Source organism: Rossellomorea sp. FM04394 (genome assembly GCF_041889765.1).
Lineage (GTDB): Bacteria > Bacillota > Bacilli > Bacillales > Bacillaceae_B > Rossellomorea > Rossellomorea aquimaris_B.
In genome coordinates, this window is sequence record NZ_CP168654.1 from 1,319,720 (window position 1) to 1,336,627 (window position 16,908).

General features: G+C 41.6%; 14 protein-coding genes. 11 read left to right on the forward strand and 3 right to left on the reverse strand.

Annotated features, from left to right (window positions below; all coding sequences use genetic code 11):
* The first annotated feature begins 25 nt into the window (after window positions 1-25).
* The 7 genes from mscL (at window position 26) to wrbA (ending at window position 8,665) form a co-directional block, all read left to right on the forward strand.
* Window positions 26-487 carry a large conductance mechanosensitive channel protein MscL gene (gene mscL / locus ACCB35_RS06645; protein WP_374056273.1) on the forward strand — a complete coding sequence of 154 codons (462 nt, stop codon included), beginning with the start codon at window positions 26-28 and terminating at the stop codon, window positions 485-487.
* 95 nt (window positions 488-582) lie between these two features.
* Window positions 583-1,515 (forward strand): RimK family alpha-L-glutamate ligase, encoded by a 933-nt coding sequence (locus tag ACCB35_RS06650; protein WP_374056274.1) that lies wholly within the window; start codon window positions 583-585, stop codon window positions 1,513-1,515.
* Window positions 1,516-1,742: 227 nt separating this feature from the next.
* On the forward strand, window positions 1,743-2,924 hold the full coding sequence (locus ACCB35_RS06655) for an ATP-binding protein (protein ID WP_374056971.1): 1,182 nt from the start codon (window positions 1,743-1,745) through the stop codon (window positions 2,922-2,924).
* Between the two features lie 1,087 nt (window positions 2,925-4,011).
* Window positions 4,012-6,279, forward strand: coding sequence for an RNA polymerase recycling motor HelD (gene helD / locus ACCB35_RS06660; protein ID WP_374056275.1), 2,268 nt, complete (start codon window positions 4,012-4,014; stop codon window positions 6,277-6,279).
* Window positions 6,280-6,409: 130 nt separating this feature from the next.
* Complete coding sequence (locus tag ACCB35_RS06665) at window positions 6,410-7,240, forward strand: aldo/keto reductase (RefSeq protein ID WP_374056276.1); 831 nt, start codon at window positions 6,410-6,412, stop codon at window positions 7,238-7,240.
* 282 nt (window positions 7,241-7,522) lie between these two features.
* Complete coding sequence (locus ACCB35_RS06670; RefSeq protein WP_044337873.1) at window positions 7,523-7,930, forward strand: DoxX family protein; 408 nt, start codon at window positions 7,523-7,525, stop codon at window positions 7,928-7,930.
* Window positions 7,931-8,050: 120 nt separating this feature from the next.
* Window positions 8,051-8,665, forward strand: a complete 615-nt coding sequence (gene wrbA, locus ACCB35_RS06675; RefSeq protein ID WP_374056277.1) for an NAD(P)H:quinone oxidoreductase — start codon at window positions 8,051-8,053, stop codon at window positions 8,663-8,665.
* A gap of 54 nt (window positions 8,666-8,719) precedes the next feature.
* Here the strand turns inward: wrbA and ACCB35_RS06680 are convergent, their stop codons facing one another.
* Window positions 8,720-9,604, reverse strand: coding sequence for an RluA family pseudouridine synthase (locus ACCB35_RS06680; protein ID WP_374056278.1), 885 nt, complete (start codon window positions 9,602-9,604; stop codon window positions 8,720-8,722).
* A 171-nt stretch (window positions 9,605-9,775) separates the two neighbouring features.
* On the opposite strand from ACCB35_RS06680, the gene ACCB35_RS06685 reads away from it, so the two are divergent.
* Complete coding sequence (locus ACCB35_RS06685) at window positions 9,776-10,177, forward strand: DUF5365 family protein (protein WP_374056279.1); 402 nt, start codon at window positions 9,776-9,778, stop codon at window positions 10,175-10,177.
* Between the two features lie 186 nt (window positions 10,178-10,363).
* On the opposite strand, the gene ACCB35_RS06690 is transcribed toward ACCB35_RS06685, so the two are convergent.
* Complete coding sequence (locus tag ACCB35_RS06690; RefSeq protein WP_044337870.1) at window positions 10,364-10,837, reverse strand: thioredoxin family protein; 474 nt, start codon at window positions 10,835-10,837, stop codon at window positions 10,364-10,366.
* Between the two features lies 1 nt (window position 10,838).
* The gene (locus ACCB35_RS06695; RefSeq protein ID WP_044337869.1) at window positions 10,839-11,264 is read right to left on the reverse strand and encodes a disulfide oxidoreductase; all 426 of its coding nucleotides are present in this window, start codon (window positions 11,262-11,264) and stop codon (window positions 10,839-10,841) included.
* Between the two features lie 167 nt (window positions 11,265-11,431).
* Between ACCB35_RS06695 and ACCB35_RS06700 the strand changes: the two genes are divergently transcribed.
* From ACCB35_RS06700 to ACCB35_RS06710, 3 genes are all read left to right on the forward strand, one after another.
* Entirely contained in the window at window positions 11,432-13,105 is a 1,674-nt protein-coding gene (locus ACCB35_RS06700; protein ID WP_374056280.1) for an alpha-glucosidase, read from the forward strand.
* 184 nt (window positions 13,106-13,289) lie between these two features.
* A complete protein-coding gene (locus tag ACCB35_RS06705) occupies window positions 13,290-14,831 on the forward strand; it encodes a bifunctional GNAT family N-acetyltransferase/carbon-nitrogen hydrolase family protein (protein WP_044337867.1) in 1,542 nt (513 codons plus the stop codon).
* Window positions 14,832-15,019: 188 nt separating this feature from the next.
* Window positions 15,020-16,771 carry a phospho-sugar mutase gene (locus tag ACCB35_RS06710; RefSeq protein ID WP_374056281.1) on the forward strand — a complete coding sequence of 584 codons (1,752 nt, stop codon included), beginning with the start codon at window positions 15,020-15,022 and terminating at the stop codon, window positions 16,769-16,771.
* The last annotated feature ends 137 nt before the right edge of the window (window positions 16,772-16,908 follow it).

Sequence of the window (16,908 nt, forward strand, 5' to 3'; positions counted from 1 at the left end):
TAGTGAAGCGGTAGGTGAATGTATCATGTGGTCTGAATTCAAACAATTCATTTCAAGGGGGAATGTCGTTGATTTAGCGATTGCGGTCATCATAGGCTCAGCGTTTGGGAAAATAGTTGAGTCACTCGTTCAAGACATGATGATGCCGGCAATCGGAGTTTTATTTGGCGGCATTAATTTAGAAGGCCTGCACCTTCGAATCGGAGCAGAGGTGATTGAATTGGGGAAGTTTCTTCAAGCCCTTGTAGACTTTCTTCTCGTTGCCATGAGCATTTTTCTGATGATTAAGGTGGTCAACCGCTTAAAAGGCGGAGAGAAGCAGTACAAAGTGAAGCAAACGACGAACCTTGAGGTCTTACAGGAAATCAGGGATATTTTGAAAGATGATCAAAAACCTTCCCTTAGACAAGGTTTCCAGAGACCGGGTGAGGAGTTCACCAAAAGTGGTATGAAAATTCAAATGAGAACCGAAAGAAAAACAAGGTGAATTCATGATCATTGACCTAAATCCTACTTTTATAGTAGGATTACTTTGTGTTGTGTGACTATTTTTAAATCCTACAGACAAATGGGGTAATGATCGTGAAAAAAATTCATATTATTCATGAAAACAGTGATTGGACCAATCATTTAACTACTCGTCTCGACGAGCTTCAATTGCCTTATGAGGAATGGTTCCTGGATCAAGGAGTCGTCGATTTATCATCAGAACCGCCAGAAGGTGTTTTCTATAATCGAATCAGTGCATCTTCCCATACACGAAATCATCGTTTTGCGCCTGAGTTAACGGAAAGCGTTCTTTCTTGGTTAGAAAGATATGATAGAAAGGTACTGAATGGAAGCCGTGCCCTTCGGTTGGAAGTGAGTAAGGTGAATCAGTATATGGCCTTGAACGCTGCAGGCATCAAGACACCTAAAACCATTGCGGCCGTTGGAAAAGAGCAAATAATCGAAGCTGCTGAAAAGCTTGATAAACCATCCTTTATCACCAAGCATAATCGTGCTGGAAAAGGATTGGGAGTTCAGCTGTTTCATTCAGTTGATCCTTTGAAAAACTATGTATCCAGCGATGCGTTTGAAGAACCGTTAGACGGAACGACGCTTATCCAGGAATACATCGAAGCACCAGACGCTTCGATTACACGGTGTGAGTTCATTGGCGGCAAATTCATTTATGCTGTGAAGGTGGATACGTCAAAAGGATTTGAACTATGTCCGGCTGATGTCTGTCAGGTCGATGATTTATTCTGTCCAGTGGGGGAGCAAGAGGAGAAGCCTAAGTTCCAAATCAGGGAAAACTTTTCCCATGAAATCCTTTCAACCTACGAAGCATTCTTAAAAGGAAACCGGATTGATGTAGCCGGGATAGAATTCATTCAAGACAAAGAAGGCACCATCTACACGTATGATGTGAACACCAATACAAACTACAACAAGGATGCCGAGGCGAGGTACGGACAATACGGGATGCTTGAGCTGGCAAAATATCTTGGTGAACAACTAAAAACTGTGTAAGTTGATGACTCTCCTGTACAATTACAGGAGAGTTGTCTTATGTAAATGCAAGATTACATATATAATTGTAACGATTCTCGTAGTAGTATGGTAGAATTTCTATAAAGTAGACAATATCTGTGAAAGGTCAAAGGGTAAGTATGATTATCTTTAATCAGGATGTTATTAATAATTTCTTTTATATCATTTTGAGTATTTTTTTAATTTTTTTCCTTGTTGAAAGAAAAATGATACAGGGCTGGTATACAAGGTTTGCAACCCTTATTTCTTTGAGTGTGGCCATTATCCTGTGCATGCTTTCCCCTATCTATCAAAATCCTTACTGCGTTCATGATTTACGGATGATCCCTTTTGTACTCGGGATTATGTATGGAGGACCCTATACGGGGATTGCACTTTTAGCTGTCTTATTGGTTTCCAGGACAATGATATATGGGTGGAGTATAGTGGCCTTTGTTATTTATGTGGTGATTTACATCTTGACGGTTATCGGGATGAAGTGGTTCGATTTCGACGGGTTAACCAGTCGGAAGAAGATCCTATTCTCAGTGATGCTCTTTACCGTCCATTCCATAGTAGCAGCCCTTATTGCCAATGCCATGACCGTGTTCGTGATTGATGAAAGCTATTTGATTAATTTCATCTTACTCCCTTCATTGGGAATGCTTATCCTGACATACATATGTGAGACATTGCTGAAACAGATCCAAATCAAACAAGCACTCGTGAAAATAGAAAAAATGGAAGTACTGTCTCAGTTGGCAGCCAGCATCTCACACGAGGTGAAGAATCCCTTAACCGTTATTAAAGGGTTTCTGAGACTGCTCAATCAAGAAAATCTTCCGGTAGGAAAAAAAGAGCAATACTTAGCGATCGCATCCTCAGAACTGAAACGGGCAGAAGAAATCATCAACGACTATCTTACATTTGCTAAGCCAGACCCTGATCATGTGGAGAACATCTCCATTTCTGAGCAACTCAATAAGCTCGTCGATATGGTCGAACCACTGAGCAACCAGCAATCGGTGGTAGTGCATAATAGCATCATCGACGCCACCATCATCGGCAATACACGAAGCTTTCAGCAAGCATTTCTCAACATCATCAAAAATGCGATTGAATCCATGCCGAAGGGGGGGACCCTCACGATACTTTCGAAGGTTCAAAAGGGGAACGTCAGTATCTCTATTACTGACACTGGAGTCGGGATGACCCCTGAACAGCAAGCCAGGCTGGGTGAACCTTATTTTTCTACAAAAGAGAAAGGAACGGGTCTTGGGCTAATGGTTTCCTATCGTATCATTGAAGCGATGAGAGGCGTCATTACAGTTGAAAGTAGAGTCGGCAAGGGGACGAGTTTTCAGATTGTGTTTCCTGTGGATCGTATGAAAGGCCCTTCATCTTTATAACGGGTTCCGTTTAGGGAGGGAACACCTTAAATCACAATCAAATTAGCATCAGAAATAACAGTGTAAATAACATTGCAATCAACAGTAAAAACCCAGACCTCTAAATGGTTCTGGGTTTTTTGCGTTTTTATCAACTTCTTATTCAGTAAAAGCACCCTTTTGTTGAATAAGTTCATCATCTTTACTTCATTAACTGTCCATACTTCATGAATATCTTCAACCAATTTAATACTAATATCAGTTTTTTTGGCACTGGATATAATTATTTATATTCTTATTAATACTTAGCCCGAAAGAATTATCTCCATCCTAATATCATTAGTCAATTTCCCTCTTTACTTTTTCTTTTTTCTTTTTCCGATGATTACAACAGTTATTAACACGATCATTAGTAAAAACATACCTTCAGCCATAAAATTCGCCTCCTAGAATCTTTATATATTTCAACAGAATGACTCCAGTGGTCGGTCTCCATTTTAAGATTTCCTTCTCTAAATACATACGAAAAGAAAGATGATTAGTTTCAAAATACAGAAAATTCACACGATAAATCATGCTCAATTTTGTTAAGTTAGTCACAAAAAATTCCAAGTGGAGGGTTATTTTTTTGTTGAAGCCTTATGCTTGTCGCCTCAGGGCGAGCCGCCTCCGCTTTTCTCTGTGTCCAGCTCCAGGGGCTTGGGGCTCGAGGTCATAAGACGAGTAACCCAAAAAGGCAAAGAACGCCTTTCCGGGTTACTCGTCTTATGCTTGTCGCCTCAGGGCGAGCCGCCTCCGCTTTTCTCTATGTCCAGTTCCGGCGGCTAGAGGCTCGAGGTCATAAGTCAAATCCAAAAAAAAGGCAAAAAGCGCCTTTTGTGCGGATTTGCCTTATGCTTGTCGCCTCTGGGCAAGCCGCCTCCGCTTTTCTCTATTGAACTTTCCCTAATTATCTGATAATATATATTCCTGCTCCCAAACGCCTACATAATTTATCCAGATTTCGATATGTCTTTCTAAACGTTTCCCCACTGAGAGTCGTTACCTTAGTGGGATTGATGAGACGTTTATTCTCCATTGTGGTTAAAACATTTGGAAGGAGAAATGTATGACGAAGGAATCGACTATTCATCCCGATTTTTCAATTGAATCAGAACGCCTGGAGTTTACGAAGCGCTACATTGATGTAGTCATCAGCACATCCCAGACGAGTAAGGAAAAGTATAAGGAAAACATGGAAAAAGCTTTTGGAGATATTGATTGGGGCGAATCGAGTGCTGCGTACATCGATATCTTGACGAACTCAAGCTTCTTTGAGATGTCTAAAGAAGAACTGGAGTCCCTTACAAAAGCGAAGACGAAACCTTATTTTGCCCGGATTGATTTTCAACATGAGGGATCTGATAAGGTGGAGAAACATTATATAGGAAAGACTTCCCTTTATCAGAGGGAGAATCAGGAACAAATCATCGTGGATTGGCGTTCTCCCATAGCGAACCTTTACTATGAAGGAAGAATTGGTGACGTTTCGTATGAAGCGGAAGATGAGACCTATGAAGGAGATCTTTCATTAAAGCGTCAGTACATGATTGAGGACGGTTTGTTAGAAGAAATCAGGGATATTGACTTAACAACCACAGATGAACTGCTTCAGGATTCATTAGCCAAAAGCTCCAGCAATCGTTTAACCGAGATCATTTCCACCATTCAAGAAGAACAAAACCGGATCATCCGGGCTGATTTAAACAAGCCCATCATTGTTCAAGGGGCCGCTGGAAGCGGAAAGACCACCATCGCCCTTCACCGGATTTCATACTTTATTTACAACTACAAACAGCATTTTGACCCGAAACAACTGATGATCCTAGCACCAAGTAATTTGTTTATCGACTACATTTCAGAAGCACTGCCGGAACTTGGGGTGGAGCGGGTAAGACAAACGACGTTCACGGATTATGTCATGACCTGCTTAGAGAAAAAGCTGAATTTAGTGGAAGATAACAAGCTCATCCAGTTGATTGAAACCCATGATAGAGACGTAGAGACTGCCTCCTGGATATCAGGGTTTAAAGGCTCCAAAGCCTTCAGGAGGATACTTGATTATTATATAGAAGAAATTGAACAGCGCTTTTATACGTCAAAGGACTTCTATGTGGATAAATACAAACTCTACACGGCAAAAAAATTCACCCACCTTTTCAAAGATGAATATACGTATATGCCCATCTATCGCCGTATGGAAAAACTCAAGGCTCTCTTACAAAGCTATGTTCGGACGAACAAGAAGCAGATGGTGGAGAAGGTAGAGAAGTTTTTCGATGAACGGATCGAAACAGCGCTCTTTCAACGGACACAGGCAGCAAACCGGAAGGACTATGTATCAAAAGCATTGGACAAAAAAATTGAGCGGGTCGAAGAAATTAAGAAGGCGATCCGAACAAGCGTTACAACTTACATGAGGCAGTTTGAAAAGAAAAACCTGGATCAATACTTCATTGAATTGTTCTCAGATCCTAAACGGCTGGCTTCTTACTCGAAAGGTGAGCTAAGCATGCAGCAGGCAGAAAAGCTAAGTCAATATACGTTGAAATACGCGAAGAAGAAACAGTATGAGGTAGAAGACTTAGCCATCCTTCTTTACTTGCAAACTCACTTGTTTGGAATCGATAAATTTTATAAAGCGAAAAACATTGTCATCGATGAAGCACAGGATTATAGTTATATGCAGCTTTATTCCTTGAAAAGGGCACTTGAAACCGACATGTTTACACTGGTGGGGGATCTTGCCCAGGGGATCCACTCCTATCGTGGACTTCAGTCATGGGAACCGGTGTATAGAGATGTGTTTCCGAGGGCTACTTATACTGAGCTCCAGAAAAGCTATCGGACCACGATTGAAATCATGGAGGAAGCGAATAAACTGCTGAATCTCTTACCTTATGACTTTCCTAAGGTGAATCCAGTGGTGAGACACGGAGATTCTCCCACCTTTGATGAATATGTGGAATTGGAAGAATTGGCTTCCGGAATCGAGGAGAAGGTGGGTGCAGGACGGGAAGAAGGATTCCAAACCTTCGCTGTGATCGGCAAAAGCATGAAGGATTGTATGAATATCAGCGAAATCCTTCAAGAACGGCAGCCCGGGAAAGTGAAGTTGTTGGAAGAACAGGAATCGATCCCTAAAGATCAAATCGTCGTCGTCCCATCTTATCTGTCAAAAGGGCTTGAATTTGATGTGGTCATCATCGCAGCGGTGGATGAAGCATTCAACCCGGAAAACGAACTCGACATCAAGCTCCAATACGTGGCCATGACGCGCCCCCTTCATAAGCTCGCGTTTATCGGGAAGAGACGAGAGCAATTTATCGGCCGGTAAATGTACGAAATAGGTCCGTCCCTCATGGAGAGGGACGGACCTTAATTTAGTATATAATCAAATCTTTCAATCATAACATTCGCAAAAAGCGGAATGAATTTGTAAAATAATAAATCAGGAGGGATGCAATATGTTAAAAAACTTAAAGAGTACGAAGACATTACATAATGGAATCGAAATTCCTTATGTTGGTTTAGGAGTTTACCAAATGAAAGATCCGTCTGAAACGGTACAAGCTGTTCGAACAGCGATTGAGTCAGGATACCGTTCCATCGATACAGCGGCGATCTACGACAATGAAGAAAGTGTAGGTCAAGGTGTGAAAGAAGGTGGAGTAGCGAGAGAGGACCTGTTCATTACCTCGAAAGTATGGAATAGTGATCAAGGCTACGATACAACATTGAAAGCATTCGAAACCAGCCTGAAAAAACTTGATATGGATTACTTGGATCTTTATTTAATTCACTGGCCGGTAGAAGGAAAGTATAAGGATACATGGAAGGCACTTGAAAGACTGCATAGCGAAGGATTAGTGAAATCCATCGGTGTAAGTAACTTCCATCAGCATCACCTTGAAGACCTGATGAAGAATGGCAATGAAAAACCTGTATTAAATCAAATCGAATTACACCCTCGTCTGAATCAGGAAAAAATAAGAGAATTCTGTGCATCACAAAATATCGCAGTGGAAGCATGGTCACCAATCGCTCAAGGGCGTGTACTGGATGAACCAACCCTGAATCACATTGCTGAAAAGCATGAGAAATCCGCTGCCCAAGTGATTCTGCGCTGGCACCTTCAGAATGATGTCATCATCATCCCTAAATCTGTTCATGAAAGCAGAATCAAAGAAAACGCAGATCTATTCAACTTCGAGCTATCTCTGGAAGAAATGAACCAAATCAACGGATTGAACCTGGACGAACGTTTTGGTCCAGATCCAGACAACTTCGATTTCTAATCGATATATTATAAGAGGTCCGTCCCCCGCCTAGAGGGACGGACCTCTTTTTTCACCTCCTAACTTCCTGCCACCAATTTAAATATTATTTGTAAAAAAGTTATTGACAGAGAAGTGAGGAGTAGTATACAATTATCTCGAAATCAAAATAATTACATTCGAGATAACTTGTACTCTTTTTTTACGCATATATCTCAAATTCAAGATAAGTGATTTGAGAATAATTGAATTTGAAATGTTTGAAGCTACATCTCGATGGGAAAACATAAAGGAGGAAGTAAGATGACAGCATTAGCTGCGTTCGGATTATTGGTTATTCGTTTAGTAGTGGGGTTAACATTCGCTGCGCACGGAGCACAAAAATTATTTGGTTGGTTTGGTGGGCACGGGCTACAAGGAACAGGTGGTTTCTTTGAGTCCATTGGAATCAAGCCGGGAAAAACGATGGCATTACTTGCAGGACTTTCTGAAGTTGCAGGGGGATTACTATTTGCAGCAGGTTTCCTGACACCACTGGCTGCCCTGTTCATCATTGGAACGATGATTGTAGCGATCGTGAAAGTTCACGGATCAAATGGTTATTGGGCAACCCAAAATGGTACAGAATATAATGTAATGCTCATTGTCGTTGCTCTTGGAGTAGCACTGGTAGGGGCAGGGTCATTCTCTATAGACGCACTATTATTCTAACACGAAAAAGTGATTACAATCATTGCTTTGCAGGTCTTTCTGAATGATTTACCTGCATCCTGATCATGTGTTTCAACCATTTACAATATACAATCCATATCTAAAGGAGAGATTACGATTATGTCTAACGTAAAATTGGCAATCATGTATTACAGTTCAACAGGAACAAATTATCAGATGGCGAAATGGGCAGAAGAGGCTGCGAAAGAAGCTGGAGCCGAAGTGAAGGTACTCCGTTTTGAAGAAACAGCACCTGAAGGAGCAATAGCTTCAAACCCGGCATGGGAAAAGCATTATAATGAAACAAAAGATACTGTACCTGTTGCGACACTTGATGATCTTGAATGGGCAGACGCCTACCTTTTCAATATACCGACACGATTCGGAAACGTTCCTTCTCAAGTTAAAGCCTTCCTGGATACAACTGGAGGCCTTTGGTTCAATGGGAAATTGGCAAACAAAGTAGTGAGCGCCACATCATCTGCGAGTAACTCACACGGTGGCCAGGAGCAGACGGTTCTGGCTCTATACACAACCATGATGCACTGGGGTGCAATCATCGCAGCTCCTGGATACACAGACCAATCAAGCTTTACTACAGGTGGAAACCCATACGGAACGAGTGTAACAGTCGATCAAGAGGGTAATATGGTTGAATCCGTAGAACCTGCAGTGAAACACCAAACTCGCCGTACGATCCAAATCGCCGAAGCGGTTAAAAACGGATTGAAATAATTAACTAATACAAAAACGAGCCGCTCGAGAGCGGCTCGTTTTTGTATTGTGTTCTCACAGCCAAATATCATCATCGCAATCAGCCTCACATTCGATCCACTCGCCCGTCAGCGGATGAGGGAATGAAATTCGTGCCGCATGCAGGGCCTGCCTTCTCAAAATCGGTTTTCCTCCATATAATGTGTCTCCGACCAAAGGGTGACCGATGTGACTCATATGGACGCGAATCTGGTGGGTGCGTCCCGTATCAAGCTGAATTTCCACTAGAGTATAAGTATTTTTGTACTCCAGCACCTTGTAGTGGGTGACTGCATCTTGACCAGAAGGTGAAACTCTTCTTCTTGTATTGTGATGGCGGTCCCTACCTATCGGTTCAGAGATGGTGCCTTTTTTCTGCTTCAATCGTCCATGAACAAGAGCGTGGTATGTACGCTTGATCTGCCTCTCAGTGAGAAGGCGGTCCAGAATCGCTTTACTTAAAGGGTGCTTGGCGAAGATGATCGCTCCCGATGTATCATGATCCAAACGATGAATATGCAGCACTCGGCAACTCTCTCCCTGCGCCTGGTGATGAAAGGCCACCAGATTCGCAAGGGAATGCGTCTCATTAGGATGGTTTGTATGAGTATCGATCCCGGCAGGTTTGTTGACGACAATCAGGTGATCATCTTCAAATAACACATCGATTTCTCCGTAGGTCGGAGGGACATCGTATTCGACTTCTTTGAATAAATGAAGCTGTATCGTATCTCCCGGAGAGAGTGGCTGTGACCAGGAAATCAATACCCCGTTCACTTTAATATCACCCTCCATCCTCATGGAATGAATCAGTTTCTTAGGTGCTTGCCAGTGATTTCTAAGAATTGTTTCAATCGTTACATTTTTCCATTTATCTGGAATGACTAGTTCAAATAGTTCTCCTTTTTTCTGTGTATTCATCAAAAAACTCCTTCAAATGACAAAATTCTTATACTTGCGTGGGTATTTAAACCTAAATTAACTCCTATTCAACCCAATCCATGGGTATAATTACCACGCTGTTGGTTCTACTTCTATGTTATCCTTAATATATCTATTACAGAGAGATTACAACCATTACAAAGGTGGGTTATGACGGTGAAAGTTTTACTAGCATCAACACATGAACAGGAAGACAAAATTCAAGAGCTCATACAGTACATGTATTGTACTATTTTCCCTGATTATTTCACAGATGATGAAATCGAACAATTCGATGATATGCAAGTACTACATACGACGACGAGAAATTTTGAATACTTTGGTACCCTTAAGGAAGCATTTCAGGTGATTTCAAGCTTACAAACATTGATTTCCATTGTAGAGAGCGGTTCAAAAGAAGATGTGTATGAAGAAATGTTTTACCACAATGCTGAAATTCTTCAAGGCTTTGGTATGTTTTTCCCACTGTCGTATGATCAATTCAGCGAAGAATCGGATTGTAAGCATAGTTTAAGTATTTATTCCAGAGCGGATAACCAGCTGCTTGTTTAGAAAAATCTCGCGGGAAAAGTTAGATACTTTAGAAAATTCGCATAAAAATGTTTAGAAGATTCCAGTGAGGGGAAAATAGCTTGTAATAAGTTGATTTTGAAGATACACAGTGTCTTCATCTTGAAATTCCTCCTCACTTGAAAGGGGCTGACTCGTGGAAAAGTCAGCCCCTCTTTTTTTGCTTTATCATTCTTTCGTAACGTTCTCTTCAAAAAACTTCTTGAATTCTTCTTCAGGTTGTCCTCCTACAATTCTTGCCACTTCTTTGCCATTTTCGAAATGTATCAGTGTTGGTGTAGCTTCGATTCGGTATTGGTCCCATCCTTGTTCAAATTCAAGTAGATTGTACTGAACCATGTCTACTCCCATGTCTTCTGCAAGAGGTGCCAGAGTAGGGGTCGTTCTCTTACAGTGAACACAAGTTGAGCTATAGAAATACACAGTCACGTCTTCGTTATTCTTCAGTTTCTCTTCTAATTCTTCTGGCAGGATCACATTCTGATAATTTGGGTCGTCCAGCAATTCGACTGTGGCTGGGTTAAGATTCGCTTTTTTGAACTTATTTCCCTCTGCCTTTTGACTGTTTTGCATGCTTGTTATGAGCGCGATGGCAGCAAACAGTGCGACAATCGCTACTAGAAATATAATGATCTTCTTCAATCTATTTGTCCTCCTTTAATGCTTTTACTATCATTACACTTGCGATAAAGATGGTGATGAAACCGGTCAATGCCAAGAATGGGATGGTGATAAATCCGAACATGTTAATGTATTCGCCTGTACATGGGACACGTCCACAGGCAGGTGCACTCTCTGATAGGAATGATACTTTTTGAATAGAGTAGTGATACAAGGAAACGAGGATACCGATTCCGGAAAAAATAGTAGAATATAATGCCGCTTGAAAATCTTTGCGAACATAAGCCACACCTAATAGAATGACCATCGGATACATTAAAATACGCTGATACCAGCATAATTCACATGGCTCATATTTCATGATTTCCGAGAAGTATAAACTCCCCAGAGATGCCACAAGAGAGGAAGCCCATGCGAGGAATAACAAAGAATCTGCTTTTTTATTCATATAGAATTCCTTTCTTCATATATTCTATCAAATTATAGTATGTTATTATTATAAAAGTAAAATGAGAAATCTTTATGAGGAAATGTGATATTTTTTTAACGATTTGTGCAAGCGGTTGCAGTACAGCGCTCTATTTTTTTAATTGCTTTTACAGGAGGGAAATACACTTGACAAAACAGTGGTGGAAAGAATCCGTGGTCTATCAAATTTATCCCCGCAGCTTCATGGATTCGAACGGGGATGGTATTGGAGATATAAGGGGTATCATTTCAAAATTGGATTATCTGAAAGAACTGGGCATTGATGTGGTCTGGTTATCTCCTGTCTATGAATCCCCGAATGATGACAATGGATATGATATCAGCAACTATAAAAAGGTTATGGATGAGTTCGGCACAATGGCTGATTGGGAAGAAATGCTCGCGGAAATGCATAAGCGTGATTTGAAGCTTGTCATGGATCTGGTAGTGAATCACTCTTCCGATGAGCACGGCTGGTTCGTGGAATCAAGGAAATCAAAGGACAATCCTTATCGTGATTATTATATTTGGCGTGAAGGAAAAGACGGAAAAGAGCCGAATAACTGGGAGTCAGTATTTAGCGGTTCTGCTTGGGAATACGATGAAAAGACGGAGGAATATTTCCTGCATCTCTTCTCAAAAAAGCAGCCTGATCTAAACTGGGAAAATAAGAAGCTGCGTGAGGAAATATATGACATGATGAAATTCTGGCTTGATAAAGGAATCGATGGTTTCCGTATGGACGTCATCAACTTTATTTCGAAAGTGCCTACATTGCCTGATGCCCCGAACCCTGAAGGCAAAAAGTATGCTTCCGGTCATGAGTACTTTATGAACGGTCCTCGCATTCATGAATTTCTCCAGGAAATGAATCAAGAGGTCATCTCTCAATATGATGCGATGACGGTTGGTGAAATGCCGGGTGTGACACCGGATGAAGCCGTACTTTACACAGGTGAAGACCGCAATGAAGTGAATATGGTATTTCAGTTTGAGCATATGGATGTGGACTCAGGGCCTGGAGGGAAATGGGACGTCATTCCATTCGACCTCGTAAAATTGAAAACCATTTTAACGAAGTGGCAGACAGAACTTCACGGGAAAGGCTGGAACAGTTTGTACTGGAACAATCACGATCAGCCAAGAATCGTGTCACGACTGGGTGACGATGGGGGGGACCGCGTGAAATCCGCGAAAATGCTCGCGACCCTCCTTCATCTGATGCAAGGGACACCTTACATTTATCAAGGGGAGGAACTTGGAATGACGAATGTCAGGTTCTCTTCCATCGATGAGTACAAGGATATTGAAACCCTGAACATGTATCGTGAAAAAATAGCGGAAGGCATAGATCCGGAAGAAATCATGAAGGCCATCTATGTTAAGGGAAGAGACAACGCGAGAACCCCTATGCAATGGAACAGCGGGGACCATGGTGGATTCACAGAAGGAGATCCATGGATTGCGCTTAACCCGAACTACAAAGACATTAATGCAGAAAAGGCACTGAATGATCCCGGGTCCATTTTTTACTACTATCAAAAACTGATCGCTCTCCGTAAGGAACATGAAATTATTCTATACGGATCATTCGATCTTCATTACGCAGATCACCCTTCCGTGTATGCTTATACGAGAACGCATGGAAGTGAGAAAATCCTGGTTCTTTGCAATGTGTCAGGAGAAAAGCAAGTCATCGAAAACGTGGCTTCATTTGATATCAAACAGGCTGATGTTCTGATTACCAATGAAGAAAACAATAAAGAAGATGTATTTACTTTAAACCCTTGGGAAGCAACGGCTTACTATTTTAAAGGGTAATGGAAGAAAGCACCCATGAATGCGGGTGCTTTCTTTTCGTTGAATAATTAACATCAAATCAAATTTCTTCAAATCATACACCCCCCTTTGCTAAAATAAAAGGGATGGACTGTCATGAACTTCGTTTCAACAGTGCACTATAAGGGTATATAATTCAGGTATTTTATGAAGGAGTAGATCATAGATGGCAGAAAAGCTAGACTTATCACAGTTCGAAAAGAAAATGATCATTCGTCCAATGGAACATAAGGACATTCAAGATATCATTAACATGCAGTCTGTCTGCTTTCCGGGGATGGATCCATGGAAAGTGGAGCACTTGGAAAGTCATTTGGACGTATTTCCCGAGGGGCAGCTGGTAGCAGAACTAGATGGGGAAATCATCGCGTCATGTTCGAGTTTGATCATTAACTTTGACGAGTATGACGACCGCCACACATGGGATGATGTAACGGATAATGGTTACATAACGAATCACAATCCCGATGGCTATAACCTTTACGGAATTGAAGTCATGGTGCACCCTGAATACCGACGTATGAAGGTAGGACACCGTTTATATGAAGCAAGGAAGGATCTTGCGCGGAAGTGGAACTTAAAGAGTATCATCATAGGAGGTCGCATTCCGAATTACCACAAGCACTCAGAAGAGATGACTCCACGGGAGTACGTGGATTCGGTGGGGCGTCATAAGATTTATGACCCTGTACTTTCATTCCAGCTATTGAATGGCTTCACCCTGATGCGGATTAACCCTAATTATTTACCTGATGACAAACGATCCCATAAATATGCCACTTTAATGGAATGGAATAACGTAGATTACCGTCCGTCCAGCAAGCGGCATTTCAAAACAAGTTATCCGGTCCGAATCTGTGTTGTACAATATATGATGCGTAAAATCAATTCCTTTGAAGAGTTTGCGAATCAGGTTGAATATTTCACAGATGTAGCATCAGATGCAAAATCAGATTTCGTAGTGTTCCCTGAAATCTTCACTACACAGCTGATGTCATTCCTGAATATTCAATCACCCAGCCTTGCTGTAAGAAAGCTGACTGATTTTACAGAGGAATACATTGAATTATTCACGGATTTAGCGGTGCGTTACAACGTCAATATCATTGGTGGGTCTCACTTCGTTAAGGAAGAAAACGATGAAATCTACAATATCGCCTATCTCTTCCGCCGTGATGGAACAATAGAGAAGCAGTACAAGGTTCATATCACACCAAATGAACGAAAATGGTGGGGAATCAGCCCTGGAGATTCTGTAAGGGTGTTCGATACGGATTGCGGTAAGATTGCAATTCAAATCTGCTATGATATTGAATTCCCTGAACTTGCCCGTATCGCAACAGACAAAGGGGCGAAAATCATCTTTACCCCATTCTGTACAGAAGATCGCCAAGGCTACCTTCGTGTCAGATACTGTGCACAAGCCCGCGCCGTTGAAAACCAAATCTATACGGTCATTTCCGGTACGGTCGGAAATCTTCCACAAACGGAAAATATGGACATTCAATATGCTCAGTCCGGTATCTTTGCTCCGTCCGACTTTGAATTCGCACGTGACGGAATCGTCGGCGAAACCAATCCCAACATTGAAATGGTCATGATCGGAGACGTCGATCTCGAAGTTCTGAGACGCCAGCGTCAATCTGGTACGGTACGCCAGCTCAAAGATCGCAGGCATGATGTATATGGAGTGAATTATAAAAAGTAATGCAGATAAGTAAAGCCCCGCTGATTTAAGCGGGGCTTTATTTAAGAAAAATAGACAAATTCATTTTAGAAAAATTATGCTAAAATAAGGACTGAACGAATCTTGTCGACATGTGACGGATTGTTTTAGCAGGATTTCTACAATTTGTGATAGAATTTATTATTATACAGCATTAGGAGGGGATCGTTTTGAGTTGGAAAACATCATGGGAAAAATGGAGCGACTACTTGCATCTGGATCAAGAGATCAACGAGCTTTTAGGAGCAATGAAAGACGACGAAAAAACCTTAGAAGACGCATTCTACAAAAACCTTGAATTTGGTACTGGTGGAATGAGAGGAGAAATTGGTCCCGGAACCAATCGAATGAACATTTATACAGTCAGAAAGGCCTCTGAAGGATTAGCGCGATACATAGAAGAACAAGGTGAAGAGGCTAAAAAGCGCGGAGTTGTAATCGCTTACGATTCCCGTTATAAATCACCTGAATTTGCCATGGAATCAGCAAAGACATTGGCTACACACGGTATTCAGACATATGTGTTCGACGAACTCAAGCCAACTCCGGAGCTTTCATTTGCCCTTAGACAATTAAAGGCATTCTCCGGGATCGTGGTGACGGCAAGCCATAATCCACCTGAATATAATGGGTACAAAGTATACGGTGAGGATGGGGCTCAGCTGCCTCCACACGTAGCAGATGCCGTGATCGATAAAGTGAATGAAGTGGAAAATGAGCTTGAAATCGAGGTTAAATCCGAAGAAGAATTGAAATCATCAGGCCTGATTAAAATGATTGGCGAAGAAATTGATCAATCATATCTGGAGCATCTGATTTCGATTTCTGAAAAACCGCAAATCGCCAAGGAAGTCGATTTGAAAATCGTGTTTTCCCCATTACATGGAACTGCTTTAAAGATGGCTGAAAAGGGTCTTAAAGCATTGGGATACGAGTCGGTTCACATTGTAAAGGAACAGGCGATTCCAGACCCTGAGTTTACGACCGTGAAATCACCGAACCCGGAAGATAAAGCGGCCTTTGAATATGCCATCCGTGACGGGAAGGAAATCGACGCTGATATCCTGATTGCGACAGATCCTGATGCAGACCGATTAGGAGTAGCTGTAAAAGGAGATTCAGGCGAGTATATTCTTCTCACTGGAAACCAAACAGGTGCGATTCTACTTGATTATATCCTGGCTCGTAAACAGGAAAAAAATATGATTCCTGAGAACGGACGTGTATTTAAGACGATCGTTACATCAGAATTAGGCCGTAAAGTGGCTGAACATTACGGAGCTTCAGTGGAAGATGTACTGACAGGCTTTAAATTCATCGGTGAAAAAATCAAAAAATATGAAGAAACAGGCGAATACTCATTCTTATTCGGATACGAAGAAAGCTATGGTTATTTAATCGGCGACTTTGCCCGGGATAAAGATGCGATTCAAGCCGTACTGATGGCAGCGGAAGCGGCTGCATATTATAAGAAGCAGGGCAAAACTCTCTATAATGTGCTGAATGATTTATTCGAGCAGCATGGCTTCTATCAAGAAGGGCTTAAGAGCTTGACTCTTAAAGGAAAAGAAGGCGCTGAACAAATCCAAGGAATTCTGAAGGACTTCAGAAACGAGCCTTTGAAAGAAGTAGCCGGCTTGAAGGTCGTATCATCTGAAGACTATAAGGTAAGTAAGAAGGTTGAATTACAAACTGGTGAAGAATCAACTATTCACCTACCGTCATCCAATGTCCTGAAATACCATCTTGAAGACGGATCATGGATCTGCCTGCGTCCTTCAGGAACGGAACCGAAGATCAAATTCTATTTCAGCGTAATTGGTCAGACACAAAGCGATAGCGATAATAAATTACATGTTCTGCAAAAAGCCATCATGGCGAAAGTGGAAACGATGATCAGTTCATCTGTAGGAGAGGCCTAAAGCCTTTCCTTTTTCCCTGCCATTGTAGTGCTGATAAAAACAGGCTAAACCTATGCTGTTTACCAATTTGCCGCGCTATATCCGACCCTAAACAAAAAACAAGAGATGTGTTGGCACATCTCTTGTTTTTTGTTTAG

Excerpts from the sequence above, each read along its gene's own strand:
- ACCB35_RS06655 (WP_374056971.1), top strand. The coding sequence starts at position 1,743 with ATGATACAGGGCTGGTATACAAGGTTTGCAACCCTTATTTCTTTGAGT.
- ACCB35_RS06705 (WP_044337867.1), top strand. The coding sequence starts at position 13,290 with ATGGCAGAAAAGCTAGACTTATCACAGTTCGAAAAGAAAATGATCATT.
- wrbA (WP_374056277.1), top strand. The coding sequence starts at position 8,051 with ATGTCTAACGTAAAATTGGCAATCATGTATTACAGTTCAACAGGAACA.
- helD (WP_374056275.1), top strand. The coding sequence starts at position 4,012 with ATGACGAAGGAATCGACTATTCATCCCGATTTTTCAATTGAATCAGAA.
- ACCB35_RS06665 (WP_374056276.1), top strand. The coding sequence starts at position 6,410 with ATGTTAAAAAACTTAAAGAGTACGAAGACATTACATAATGGAATCGAA.
- ACCB35_RS06670 (WP_044337873.1), top strand. The coding sequence starts at position 7,523 with ATGACAGCATTAGCTGCGTTCGGATTATTGGTTATTCGTTTAGTAGTG.
- mscL (WP_374056273.1), top strand. The coding sequence starts at position 26 with ATGTGGTCTGAATTCAAACAATTCATTTCAAGGGGGAATGTCGTTGAT.
- ACCB35_RS06680 (WP_374056278.1), bottom strand. The coding sequence starts at position 9,604 with ATGAATACACAGAAAAAAGGAGAACTATTTGAACTAGTCATTCCAGAT.
- ACCB35_RS06685 (WP_374056279.1), top strand. The coding sequence starts at position 9,776 with ATGACGGTGAAAGTTTTACTAGCATCAACACATGAACAGGAAGACAAA.
- ACCB35_RS06695 (WP_044337869.1), bottom strand. The coding sequence starts at position 11,264 with ATGAATAAAAAAGCAGATTCTTTGTTATTCCTCGCATGGGCTTCCTCT.